The organism is Carboxylicivirga caseinilyticus (assembly GCF_050589785.1).
Taxonomy (GTDB): Bacteria; Bacteroidota; Bacteroidia; order Bacteroidales; family Marinilabiliaceae; genus Carboxylicivirga; species Carboxylicivirga caseinilyticus.
Window position 1 is genome coordinate 48,997 of sequence record NZ_JBNGOX010000028.1, and the last position, 13,268, is coordinate 62,264.

The following is a 13,268-nucleotide window of genomic DNA, read 5'->3' on the forward strand; positions in this document are numbered from 1 at the left end:
ATAACTTTTCAGCAATGGCATATAAATCTAACTATTCAGCCAATATATACGAAGCTGCAACCCAATTGTTGTCATTTTTATGTGAAATGTACTTTAACTTGTACTTTTCACATTCCTGATTGATAATATCCAGATCTTCCTGGTAAAATCCACTTAGTAATAATTGACCACCTTTAATAAGTGAAGACTGGTAGTGTTTAATGTCTTCGAGTAGAATGTTACGATTGATATTAGCTAAAATAATATCGAAAGTTCTATTGACTAATCTTTCAGCTCCACCAATTTCGATGGACATGTTTTTTATTTTGTTAAGACTAAGATTTTCAACGGCATTGTTATAAGCCCATTCGTCAATGTCTATTCCAACAATTGAGGAAGCCTTTTTCATAGAACAAAGCATTCCTAAAATACCTGTGCCACAACCCATATCAAGAACCGATTTACCTTTTACATCAGATTCTAATATGTATTGCAACATTTGACTGGTTGTTGAGTGATGGCCCGTACCAAATGACATTTTGGGTTCAATCAAAATTTCATATTTATAGTTGCCTTCTAAAATATGAAAAGGGCTTCGAACAACACATTTATTTGCAATAACAATTGGCTGAAAATAATTTTTTTCCCACTCTTCGTTCCAATTAATATCAGGCATAACTTCGTCTTTAAAACTTAATTTTATGCCCTCTAGTGGATTATGAATTGATTTTATTAAGGAAGAGTTGTAATCTTTTGAAGGAATAAAGGCATCGAAACCATATTCAGTTTCACTAAAACTTTCAAATCCAAGTTCTCCCATTTGTGCCATTAACAAGTCACTGGCAATTTCATTGACTGGGGTAAGTGTTACCGCTACTTTTGTATATTCCATCGTTTTTTTGCAAAAGTACTGAAAAGATTCTTTGTTATTATTCTTTTAGAAATTTTAATAGAGGCTGAATAAACTGATCAAAAGCTTCGATGTGTGGTAAGTGTCCAATGTTTTCAATTTCTATAAGTGTAGCGTTAGGGATCGCTTTCATTGTTTCTTTACCTAGTATATTATAAAGCCCCATCGTTTTTCTAACATCTTCACTAACCAATGGTTTGCCAAGAGCTGTTCGGTCACGTGTTCCAATAATAAGAAGAGTTGGAGAACTTACATTTCCAAATTCATAGACAACAGGTTGAGTGAAAATCATGTCATATGTTAAGGCAGCATTCCAGGCAATGGTTTTGTATTCTGAGTTCAAAGTCCAGCCAGCCAGTAAGTTTACCCATTCATCATATTCAGTTTTCCATTTGTTATCGTAGTAACTTACCAATTGATATTTTTTAATGCTTTCATAGTTTTTTTTCAATTCATTTTGATACCACCATTCAACAGGTTTATAAGGGACTTTTAATTTCCAGTCTTCAAGACCAATAGGATTTTCCAATATTAGTTTTTCGGTAATTTTAGGATACATTAAGGCAAATCGGGTTGCCAACATACCACCCATTGAATGTCCGAGTATTGCTGTTTTATTAATATTCAATGAATCCAGTAGAGTCTTTGTGTTGTTTGCCAATTGTTGAAAAGTGTAATGAAAATGATCTGGTTTTGACGATTTGCCAAAACCAATCTGATCAGGAACAATCACTCTGTATCCTTCTTTTGTAAGAGCATTAATTGTTGTTTTCCAATAAGCCCCATTAAAATTCTTACCATGCAGTAAAACAATATTTCTACCGTTGGGATTTTCCGGTTTAACATCCATATACGACATTTTTAGCTCCTGATTTTGAACAAACAAATTAATGGTTGAGACAGGATATGGATAGGTGTAGTTGGATAATTCTATGTCAAGCCATTGTAATTGCTTGGTTTGTGAAGAAGTAAATCCGAAAGTGAAAAATGTAATGAGTATGAAAAGGAAGTGTTTCATATAGTGTAGTTTAATGTTTTTTGTTTTTATTCTGAAGTGCCTATGAATTCATTAAAAATGGTTGCCAAATAATTTCGACAACCATTTGTTTTGTAATGTTCTTAATTACTCACACTATCTAATAGTTGAAGGTCTTCCTTATCGAGATGAATTTGAGCAGACTCAAACAATGTTTCAAGTTGAACATGACTTGTGGCACTGGCAATAGGTGCTAAAATATTGGTTTGAGCCAGAAGCCATGCCAAAGATATTGCCGCCTGCTGCGTGTTATGTTTTTCAGCTATTTGATCTAATGCATCCAAAATAGCAAAACCTTTCGAATTCATATATTGTTTAGCTCCTGCGCCTCGAACACTTTTGCTTAAATCATTATCTGTTCTGTATTTTCCTGTTAAAAATCCGGATGCCAACGACCAATATGGAAAAACACTTAAATCATATTTCTTAACTAGTGGTAGATATTCACTTTCATATTTAGTTCTTTCAACCAAATTATAATGAGGTTGAAGAGCAACATATTTCGGGAAATTGTTCTGTTCGGCAATTTCTAATGATTGGATCAGTCTGGTTGGGGATATATTCGAAGCAGAAATATGTCTTACTTTACCTGCTCGAACAACTTCATCATAGGCAGATAAGGTCTCTTCTATGGGAGTTTTATTATCATCAAAATGGGTATAATACAAATCAATGTAGTCGGTTTGTAGTCGTTGAAGTGACTCATCAACTGATTTAAGAATGTGTTTTTTACTAATATCAAAACCGTGTTCTTTTGTTTCTGATCCAACTTTAGTTGCTATAATTAATTCACTTCTAATACCTTTTTTCTTCATCCATTTACCAATGATAGATTCTGAAAGTCCACCTTTACCATTTACCCACCAGGGATAAGTATCTGCCGTATCAATAAAATTGAAACCTTCATCAATAAAGGCATCAAGAACCTTAAACGATTGCTGTTCATCCAGCGTCCATCCGAACACATTACCTCCCAGGTTAATATTGCTAACCATGAGCTCGGTATTCTTAATTTTTCTTCTTTCACTCATAATGTTATTCTTTTATTTTTAAAGGATAGGTATGTAATATTAAAGGATTAATATCGGTGTTTGTTCGTTTATTCTTCAACAATATCTTTACCAGAAACCTAACGAATCAATTGTTTCATTTTTAAAATGAATTAGATATTTTTAATTGATTTAAGACTTGATTGGTTGTAACTTTAATTAAAAGGATTTAATGTGAAAACTATCTGTATAATATGTTTGCTATTGCTTGTTGGTAATAGAATATTAGCACAAGAGATTACGGAACAGTCAGAAAGACATTCATGGTGGTACCCATCGTTAAATTTACTCACGGCAGTTCCATCAACAGAGTTTAGTGAGGCTATTGAAAAAAATACCATCTGGGGTTTTAATTTCGATACAGCATTCAGACCGTTTAAACATGCCACTTTTTTTCAACCCGGCACCCAGTTTGAATTTCTGTTTCCTGTTGTTAAAAATGAAACATGGAAAGGGGCACGTATTAACACAACAGGTGCAATTATAAAAGCCAATTTGTTTACACGATTCAAGTTTTACGAAGGTGCTATGGTTAGTCCGTTTATCGAAACTGCGTTTGGGCTTAATCTTGGTGCCACATCAACTACAACCAAAATAGTTGATGAAGCAACATTTTTGGAACAATTCTTTTTAAATGCGGAAGATGAGATTGAGACAGTGACCCTGGTTGAGCATTACGATACTAATTACAATACAATGTTAGGTGTTGGTTGTGTTATTAAACAACTCATATCTATACAAGTAAAGTATAATTTTGGTCCTTCACTTGAATACATTAAAAAGGACAACATTATTGTTTCCAGTAGAAGAATCAGTTATAAGCCTGTGAAAGCTCCGTATCAAACTGTAGAAATAGCCTTGGGTTTTAGCTTTGAATCTTCGTTAAACAAATAAGTTTTATTCCTTCGTTTAAATGATACTCTCATAAGCTATAGTGGAAATGTTTATTTTTTGATAAAACTAAACCTGGGCAAATAGTATCATATAGTTGTGTCCATATTTTTCAACACATTTCGGACAGTACGCATAATGCACAAAATAGTCACTAGCAGTTAGGTTTTGATCAGAAAGTCTTTGATCCATTTCTTTATATGAACCGGAACAGTGTTGTATGGTCCATCAAAGACACCAGCAATAAATTCACCTGTTAAATCTGTATTATTTGCTCCTTCAATGGGATGATTAACCGAATAAAATATTTCTGATTTAAATGCTGAAGGATCGTGAAATAGAACCAGAGCATCTGATAAATCGGGATAATTTGCATGTGCTTTATCAGCCAAATCAAACATCTTTTTCATTTTCTTACCAATCATCGGAGGAAAAGGTATATGGAGAAAAGTAGGGATTGACTCTTTAATAAAAGGTTTATGATCCCACGAAAAAGTTTTTCGGTCCCACTTGGTTACCTCAAATTTTGGACAGCATTCCTGTTCTTGAGTTTTCATAGCTTCTTTATGATTAGTTAGGCAGTTTTATTGTGTTTAATCTTTAATATTACAAGTTATGAAGAATGGTGCCGATGTCAAGTGTAACAGATTATTAATATTGAAAATGGTTCGTAAGGAACTTAATTAAGAAAATCCCACTAAGGTTTGATGATAACAGTGAAAATATTAATTAAAATCAGTAAAAGAAAAGTATATTGATAACCATTTACTGATTTTTCGTATTTTAATATTAATCAAGACATTCTTTATGTGTTATTTCAATAACAAAGCCTTACATTGATTTAATAATCAGATCGTTATTTTTTAGATCGTACCTGAGGATAATATTCATCGTCGACTTTTTGAATTAATCAACTTCAGTTTTGTTTATGGTGAACTCTTTAGGAAATACTATCACGATAACTGGCGGAATGCAGAAAGTCCTAAAAGATTGTTAAAGTATTTACTTTTAAAAAGGTTACAACTTTTAGTCTTGTTGAGATCTCTTGTTATAACCTTAATTTTATACGAAAGCACATAAATTATCAAGGGATTTTCAGTGCCCTAGTTGATTCAGTCAGAAGTTTCTTTTTATATTATTAAATCCTTATTTTGTTAAAACAAAATAAGGATCAATTATATTATCACCCAACTCCCAGATATGTTCTCCATTTAACCAGATATTATTCTGTATTATTGAATATTGCGTTCTTTTATATGATACCTCAATGGTATCAATATCGCTCTTATTCCATTGAACATAAGTAATTGGTTTATCGTCTGTTTCTGTATGGTTTAAACCAATTCTAATTCGATATTCATTTTCATGTTTATAAATCATAATACCTCGTGGATATGTAGAGTTCGTATTATAAACTTCCTCTGTTTGTCGATCAATAACATAGAACAATTTAATTTCGGATTCCTTATAATGATTTGTAGTTGTGTTGTCTAATAAATCTTCATGATTAGCATTATAAAGTGAAAATTCTATGGCTGAATATAAATTAAATTGATCATCACTTGCTGTCTGATCATCTGATTTACTGCAACTCCAAAGTGTAATTATAGCTATTAAAATGATTATTTTTTTCATAACTCTTTTTTAAGGTCTTATATTATATAGCATTCCTTTATTAATATTAAAATTATAAGTACTGGGGTAAAATCATTGTATTGATACCAACCATTAAATGAAATATTTTCCCAGCCCCAGTTCATATATAAAAACGGAGAATAAGTTCCTCAGGTACAATCATCAAACTGATAAGATGTTTGCTTGTAGCCTTCACATACCCATGCATGACCAACTTCTCCATTATCACCTCGTAAAATAACAGGTCGATTATTATTTAGGTTATTAAGAACCGTTTTATAGTTGTAATTTGAATAATCTGCAGAGCTAAAACCAAATTGGTTTTTTAAAACATTTCCCATGTCAGATGTATAAACAGAAGTACCATCACAATAATATTCAGGATAAGAAGGATATGAATTACTTATAGCATTGTGAATATCATTAATAAAATTCGCAGTTGTAGATGTTCCATAGGTTAATGGCATTGATGCCCAGTCATAATCTATTGGATATTCATAATATCTCATCACCTGTCCCATAGCAATAATCACACATCCAGCAAAAGCTTGCATATTATATCCATCACATTGAATATAGGGTAATGCATCATTAAAACCTCCTGTTTGATACCAAGTAGAATTCAAAAAAGGTCCAACAGTAACCGTTTCTGTATGTTGATAACATACAACTGGTGGTTCTAATACCGACGTACTTTGGCTCAAAATACCAAGTGCATCTTCTACTTCTTCCCAAGCTAATTTAACTTTTTTAGATTGTTCTAGGTCTGAATTTTGAATGGTTGAAATTTGCTTTTTTGTATCATTTATCCAAAGTATCAATCCTGGCGGGAATGAACTTTCTTTAAAATCAAAATCTCCATTTTCAGAGAACGCTAGTATAGGTGTGGTTCTTTTATCTGCAGACACTATAATAAAACCTCCCTCAATGTAATTTATCACATAAAACGAAGTTTTTTCATTTTCATTTTTCACTTCGTTCACAGTCATAATAGTCCTTTTTGTAGATTTAGAAGATGTACTTTTTATTACACAATTGGGATAATCTTTATTATCAAAATTAACTTCTTCAGCAATTTTTCTTACTAGCGATAATTCTATAAAATTCTTATCAATAACGTTAACAGAATCTTCTATTTCTTTTTCCTTTGAGCATGAAATGGTTAAAAATAAAATAAGGATATATAAAACTAATTTGTTTGTTTTCATAGAGTTTAGGTTTTGGTTATTACTAAAGGTATTTTTATAATAATTTGTGCATTGAAATTAAGAACACTTTATTATATTACTACTATTTAATAATTTCTATTTTGGTTGATTAAAATTGAAACAATAACATTTTAATGTGGTAAATTTCATTTTAATTATACGTTTTGATGCTTATCTCGATATAGATTAAGTATAGTAAAAATTAGTAAAGCTAACATCTTTGAAAGAATTTATAATATTACGTTTTGGTAATTTACTTTAATCTCTTCAAAATTCCATTATGTTTCTCATATGTAATATAAATAGTATTTTCTAATTTTGCAACTAATTATTAATCTGATTATTTTAGGCAATTTTTTTTATATAATGATAGTGCTACACTTAATATACCTATTAAATATGTTAATCATTTAAGAAAAAAGAATTAGAAATTACATTAATAATATTATCTCAAAAAAATCAGTAATTTGGTATTTTCTTGCTATTAATTTAACATATGGTATAGTGTGATCATGTTAATCCTGTTTGTTTAGGTCATTTGAATAATAGTCTGGACTGAATACTGAAAGCAAGATTAAGGATTATTGAGGTCACTCTTTTATAGTGAAGTCAAATTATTATAATAAATTACACGTTTGGTTAGTTGAAAACTTATACTCTAACCTTATTTTTATACGAAAGCAGATAAATTATCAAGGGATATTCTATGTCCTCAGTCTGATTTATTTTAATTTTTAAAGATCTATTGAATGTTTTATTTCACAAATACCTTGGAAGTAATTGTTTTGTTTTGCTCTTTTAATAGATACTTCACAATATAGATTCCTCTTTGTACGGCAATCTGATTTGTTGATCCACTAATTTCTTTGCGGGTTACTTCTATGCCTGATAATGAATAAACCGTTGCCTGGCCACTTAAATCAGATGCTTGTAAAATAACAACAGCTCCTTCAGTACCAAAAATACGGGCTAAATCCTTTTCTTCTATTGTTCCAAACTCATTAATACTGTTAGGAATATCCGGAGCAGAGTAGGAAGGTGGCAATACAAACATCCACTGACGATGGCTTGCAGCCTGACTGGTACCATATGCATAAAATCCAATATTGGTTCCAGCTGTATTATTGGCTCCTTCCAGATCCAATGAATTTCCTGATCTCACTGAAACAATTCTGTAACAATCATCGCCCACGCTTTCTATTTGAAAAGTTTGATTTGTCGGATCGTTATTTGTTGATGTAGAAGCAAAATACGAACCTGAATCGGTCAGATATTCATCATTTTTATTCTTTATAGTATATCCATTTTCATTGGAGGTTAATGTCCAGAGTTGCGAGGAATCTGTGTAATGATAATTATTGATTTGAACATTATTGTTAACAGATTGCATAACATGGCTAGCAGTACGTGATAATATTAAATAAGGAACATTGGTTTGTAATTGGTTTTCGTTTGATGCGTAACTTACCGGAAGTACAACAGTTGTTATGCTATAACCCGGAAGCGTAATCAAAAGATTATCACCATTTCTTTCTGCTGCCGAAACAGCAACGTTATTTTCTGTTTCAGAAGTTCTGGTAACAAAACTTTCATTTCCTACGGAGCCAAACAGTGATAAATCTATATCATGACAAGTAGTTAAAGACGAATTATTCAATAAAACAATGGTAATGGTATCATTTGTTTCATTCAAAGCCGCCAGCATCTGGTCATTAGGCACGGATAGAAATTTAGAACCCGGTTTTATATAATGACTAAATTGCTTTCGGATATAAAAATTCTTCACGCGCGCATACGTTTGTGCTGCAAAATCGCCTTGTACCAGGCACCATTGGTCGTTGTTTTCTTCAATATATTGCCAGTCGAGCCAGGCTTCAGGACGAATGTAGCGAATGTCATTCATTATTTTTTGAGCCAGATTAAGGTTTCCATATATGCCGGTACCTCCGGCACCCACCTCACTCATCCAAAGAGTTTTATTATATTGGGTTGATAAAGCTCTGATATTTGCCCTGTCCTGATTAGTTGCTGAGTAAGTATGTGTGTTCCACTGGTCAACCAAATCAAGTACGCTACCATCATTAATATAGGCATTGAAATCGGTTACTGATTGAGCAACACTGGTTTCATCTGAAGAAGAAATGATAGTGTTTAGTCCTGATGCCTTTAAAATTGGAGAGAGGATTTTTAGAAAATCAATCTGAGCTGCAGTACTAAAATGACATCCTTCCTGACCACCATTGGCTGCCCAATAATTGGTAACGGGTTCGTTGAACGGTTCCAATGTTTTGAACTCAATATCATACGTGTCTTTATAATGTTTGCATACATCTACCAAATAGTTAGCAAACTCTTCGTAATATTCAGGCTTAAGATTGTCATCCCAGGCATTTACATTTCCAGCACAACATCCACTATAAGTCATGTAAAAGGGAGCCGAATTACTAAAAGCCTCAAAAATAGCATCGGGTCTTTTTTCTTTGATCTTCAACATTATTTTACGTTGGGCGGCATCGCGACTCCAATCATATTCTCCTTCTGAAGAATATTTAAAGCCTTCCATCTCAGCTCTTAAACCTTTGCCGTTTGCCATGTGGTGTAAATCGCAATTCTGATTTAACGGATCATCTCCACCACCAATATTGTATCGGAATATATTATAATTAAGTCCATCTGGGCTAACCAGCCAGTCAACAATTTCATCAATTTTTTCATCGCTCCAGTTTCCGCACATGTTAGCCCACCAGCAAAGTGATACACCCCAACCTTCAAATGGATTAGTGAAAGTTGCATTAGGATTGATCAGGTATTTCATGGTATCAGCAGGAGCAGGGCCGTATTGTTCCGAAATATACCAGTAATGGCGACTGTCGGAACCACTTTTGTCTGAATATATATATGAACCATCGCTTATGTTGTCGGTTCCCATATATTTATTATTGGCTTTGCATTTCAATCGGATAAATGAGCTGGAGACCTTTTCAATTGCATATTTTGAATAATCAGTAGTTGAATCAGTAATGAAATAAGTATTCCAACTGCCACTTAAAGCAACGTATTTATTTTGATCTTTGGGTTTAATCCAATAGTAACCAGCTCCATCAGGTATAAAATGCATAATTTGATCCTCTGTACCTGATAATTCCTGAATAGTAGCTCGTGTTTCAGTATTTTCTGCAACTACATTGCCGCTCGAGTGAATAAGATAATAGTCTGTTTCAGCAATTGGCTCAGTAATTTGAGCCAATAATTTACCATGATTTCCTGTAATGAATAAAAATAGTAAAGTAGAATAAAGTAACGTAGAAGTTATTTTCATACAGATTTTGGTTGAGATTAATTTATTTTACTGAACTTGGATAGGAAACAAACATAATTTTTTCTCAGCACGAAGACGAACACGGACTCGTTAAATTCTATCAATCATTTGTCAATTGCTATCACATTTTCATAATACTGCCTTAATTGGTTTTCAGAAATATTGATACATAAAAAAAGAGGCTATTCTTTCGAATAACCTCTTTGATCAAGTATTTTGTATGCTTTTCTTAGAAAGCAGCAATAATTCCGTAGAAATCTTCAGCTTTTAAAGAAGCACCGCCAATCAAACCACCATCAACGTCTGGATTAGCGAATAATTCTTTAGCATTAGAAGCTTTACAGCTACCACCGTAAAGGATGCTTGTGTTATCAGCAACTTCAGCACCATATTTGTCAGCTAAAGTCTGACGAATGAAGGCGTGAATTTCCTGAGCTTGCTCAGGAGAAGCAGTTTTTCCTGTTCCGATAGCCCATACTGGTTCGTAAGCCAATACTACTTTTCCGAACTCTTCTGCAGAAAGGTGGAATAAAGCTTCTTCGATTTGCGATTTTACTACTTCGAAATGTTTCTCAGCTTCGCGCTCTTCCAAAACTTCACCGATACAGAAAATTGGAGTTAAACCATTAGCTAAAGCTAAGTCAGTTTTTTCTTTCAAAATTGCGTTGGTTTCTCCGTAGTATGCTCTTCTTTCAGAGTGACCAAGGATTACGTATTGAGCTCCAGTAGACTTAATCATAGCAGCTGAAGTTTCGCCAGTGTAAGCACCGCTTGCTTTGTCAGCACAGTTTTGAGCGGCAACACCAACTAAGCTGCTGTCAACAGCTTTTACTACTTCGGTAATGTGGATAAAAGGAGTACCTAAAACCACTTTGCAATTAGGCTTGTTTTCAGTTAAAATAGCATTAACTTCTTTAGCTAAAGCGATACCCTCTTCAAGGGTGTTGTTCATTTTCCAGTTTCCTGCAACAATGTTCTGTCTCATCAGATAAAAATTTAAAGTTTATTTAATTCGATATAATATTAAAATAAATCCAGCCAGTAGTAAAGTGCATCCCAAAAGGAACCACTTATCTGTTTGTTGTCTTAATGAATTAAGCGAATGCGATAAGGGCTTCGATAATTCATTGGCTTCTGGCAGGTTTGTATGATTATATTTGGCAATAATAGTTCCTTTGTCCAGTATGATCATACCGGGATTACCGCGGCATATTGTTTTCAATAAGGTTTCGTCGACACTCAGGTAATCGAATCCCAACGAGTGGTTGGCATCAAACTGAAAGTAATTATCAACCAACGAAGAGGTGAGTACAAAAAACTGATATCCGTTTTTTAGGCACATCACTCTTATTTCTTTTAGTTTATCCAAGTTTTTGGTTGATGCTTTTTCAACTTTAGGAGCAATTACCAAAAATACTGGTTTGTCGTCGTTAAGAATATCTTGAGTAACGTCTAAACGGTCTATGTTTTGAATAAAGAAATTTTGAATAGGCGGTTGATAGCCTTCTTTAATCAGTTTTGATTTTTGATCAATGAAAACCCAGGTAGTATCATTATAAGGAAAATTATCTTCGTCGAATTCTTTTCGCTCTCCATTTTTTTCCATAATGAAAGTTGTTTCATATTCGTCTTGTGGAGCGTCTTCAGGAGTACTCATTCCTTCTTGTATATTCTGACCCACTTTAAAAGGTCTGAAATCAAGTAAAGGAAGATAAACCAATGAGTAAATAGATATGCCTATAATAAATATCAAGCCCGAAAAAGCACCAATACTTTGTTTCAATCCGCTTATCGAAGCTGTGTAGTCATTTCTTTTTCGATAGATAATGTAACTAATGGGACAAAGAACCAGGTTCTTGAAAAATGTCTCCCAATTGGTTAGTTTCACCGCATCACCAAAACAGCCACAATCACTCACCGGTTCAAAAACAGCGCTGTATAATGTTAGTACAGTAAAGAAACTCATGAAAATAAAAGCTGGTAATGCTGCTTTTTTAGTCATCAAGCCAAAAAACAACATAAAACCAATAATAAATTCAAGTGTTGAAAGTGCAATTGCTAAAAATACCGATACCGAATTTGCCTGATGCATACCAACAATTTCAAGATACTCGGCTATTTTAATAGCTCCTCCTTGAGGATCTACTGCTTTAACAAATCCTGAAAATAAGAATACAATACCCAGTATAATTCGTGCAATGGTTTTTAGCATGATGTTTTAATTATGAGTTATCCTCGTCGTCAGGGAATTCAAGTTTGATTAAAGCAAAAATGGCATAGTTGATCATATCCATATAATTGGCATCAATGCCTTCAGATATAATGGTTTTACCCTGGTTATCTTCTATTTGTTTGGTGCGATGTAATTTCATTAATATCAAATCAGTAAATGAACTCACTCGCATTTTACGCCAGGCTTCATCATAGTCGTGGTTCTTGTCTTCCATCAATGATTTAGAACCATATATTTTATCCAGGTATAATTTTAAGGCAACATCCGGATCCATCTCCGGTTGATCGGCTGGTTGAAGTTCAAGCTGAACCAGTGCCATGGCACAGTAATTAACAATTCCGATAAACTCCGAACGAATTCCTTCATCAACTTTTGAAACACCTTTGGTTTCAATACTTCTGATACGTTGTGCTTTAATGAAAATCTGATCTGTCATGCTTGATGGACGAAGAATACGCCATGCTGTGCCATAATCACGCATTTTCTTTTCAAAGATGTCTTTACAGATATTTATAACGTGCTCAAATTGCTTATCGGTTTTTGTCACTTTCGGTTATTTTTAATTGAGGCGTAAAAATATCAAAAAATGAGAAATTTCTGTATTAATATTCCGAGTTTATGAATATATGTTAAGGCGATATTACCGATTTAAAGAAGAAAGGCTTTTGTCCGATCACGCCAGTAGCAGCTGTGATGGAATTGAATGCTACGGGTACTCACGGTCAAAAGCCATGTGCAAGATAATGTTTTTTTATTTCTTTTTAACAAACAACAGTACAATACCTAAAACAAATCCGGCACCGCCAGTGATTAAAATGTTATTTCTAATTTTGGATATGCCAGTAATATTGCGACCAAAATCACCCAAACTTCCTCCTGAATTGCTAAAAATAGTGCTGATACTTAAATATTCACCAGCGATTTTACCAAATAGCAAATAACCCAATAATAGACCAAGTACAGTAAGTATGAGAATAATTAGTATGTTTCTCTTCATTTTAAAGATGT

Annotated in this window: 12 protein-coding genes and 1 pseudogene; 2 read left to right on the forward strand and 11 right to left on the reverse strand. The window is 33.3% G+C overall.

The window, feature by feature from the left end; genetic code table 11:
* Positions 1–31 precede the first annotated feature (31 nt).
* From prmA to ACRD62_RS14415, 3 genes are all read right to left on the reverse strand, one after another.
* Complete coding sequence (gene prmA / locus ACRD62_RS14405; RefSeq protein ID WP_430820811.1) at positions 32–871, reverse strand: 50S ribosomal protein L11 methyltransferase; 840 nt, start codon at positions 869–871, stop codon at positions 32–34.
* A 37-nt stretch (positions 872–908) separates the two neighbouring features.
* Entirely contained in the window at positions 909–1,907 is a 999-nt protein-coding gene (locus tag ACRD62_RS14410; protein ID WP_430820812.1) for an alpha/beta fold hydrolase, read from the reverse strand.
* Between the two features lie 101 nt (positions 1,908–2,008).
* Positions 2,009–2,956 carry an aldo/keto reductase gene (locus ACRD62_RS14415; protein ID WP_430820813.1) on the reverse strand — a complete coding sequence of 316 codons (948 nt, stop codon included), beginning with the start codon at positions 2,954–2,956 and terminating at the stop codon, positions 2,009–2,011.
* A 192-nt stretch (positions 2,957–3,148) separates the two neighbouring features.
* Between ACRD62_RS14415 and ACRD62_RS14420 the strand changes: the two genes are divergently transcribed.
* On the forward strand, positions 3,149–3,868 hold the full coding sequence (locus tag ACRD62_RS14420; protein WP_430820814.1) for a hypothetical protein: 720 nt from the start codon (positions 3,149–3,151) through the stop codon (positions 3,866–3,868).
* 66 nt (positions 3,869–3,934) lie between these two features.
* Here ACRD62_RS14420 and ACRD62_RS14425 read toward each other — a convergent pair.
* A pseudogene (locus tag ACRD62_RS14425) lies at positions 3,935–4,422 on the reverse strand (hydrolase).
* Positions 4,423–4,732: 310 nt separating this feature from the next.
* On the opposite strand from ACRD62_RS14425, the gene ACRD62_RS22570 reads away from it, so the two are divergent.
* Complete coding sequence (locus ACRD62_RS22570) at positions 4,733–4,945, forward strand: transposase (protein ID WP_489672246.1); 213 nt, start codon at positions 4,733–4,735, stop codon at positions 4,943–4,945.
* A 66-nt stretch (positions 4,946–5,011) separates the two neighbouring features.
* Here the strand turns inward: ACRD62_RS22570 and ACRD62_RS14430 are convergent, their stop codons facing one another.
* The 7 genes from ACRD62_RS14430 to ACRD62_RS14460 form a co-directional block, all read right to left on the reverse strand.
* Positions 5,012–5,500 carry a hypothetical protein gene (locus tag ACRD62_RS14430; RefSeq protein WP_430820815.1) on the reverse strand — a complete coding sequence of 163 codons (489 nt, stop codon included), beginning with the start codon at positions 5,498–5,500 and terminating at the stop codon, positions 5,012–5,014.
* 149 nt (positions 5,501–5,649) lie between these two features.
* Complete coding sequence (locus ACRD62_RS14435) at positions 5,650–6,708, reverse strand: C10 family peptidase (RefSeq protein ID WP_430820816.1); 1,059 nt, start codon at positions 6,706–6,708, stop codon at positions 5,650–5,652.
* A gap of 754 nt (positions 6,709–7,462) precedes the next feature.
* Complete coding sequence (locus tag ACRD62_RS14440) at positions 7,463–10,027, reverse strand: RICIN domain-containing protein (RefSeq protein ID WP_430820817.1); 2,565 nt, start codon at positions 10,025–10,027, stop codon at positions 7,463–7,465.
* 229 nt (positions 10,028–10,256) lie between these two features.
* Entirely contained in the window at positions 10,257–11,012 is a 756-nt protein-coding gene (gene tpiA, locus ACRD62_RS14445; protein ID WP_321410630.1) for a triose-phosphate isomerase, read from the reverse strand.
* Positions 11,013–11,030: 18 nt separating this feature from the next.
* On the reverse strand, positions 11,031–12,239 hold the full coding sequence (locus ACRD62_RS14450) for a BT_3928 family protein (protein WP_430820818.1): 1,209 nt from the start codon (positions 12,237–12,239) through the stop codon (positions 11,031–11,033).
* Positions 12,240–12,249: 10 nt separating this feature from the next.
* Complete coding sequence (locus ACRD62_RS14455) at positions 12,250–12,807, reverse strand: DUF1599 domain-containing protein (protein WP_430820819.1); 558 nt, start codon at positions 12,805–12,807, stop codon at positions 12,250–12,252.
* Between the two features lie 204 nt (positions 12,808–13,011).
* Positions 13,012–13,257, reverse strand: a complete 246-nt coding sequence (locus tag ACRD62_RS14460; RefSeq protein ID WP_321410627.1) for a hypothetical protein — start codon at positions 13,255–13,257, stop codon at positions 13,012–13,014.
* Positions 13,258–13,268: the final 11 nt, after the last annotated feature.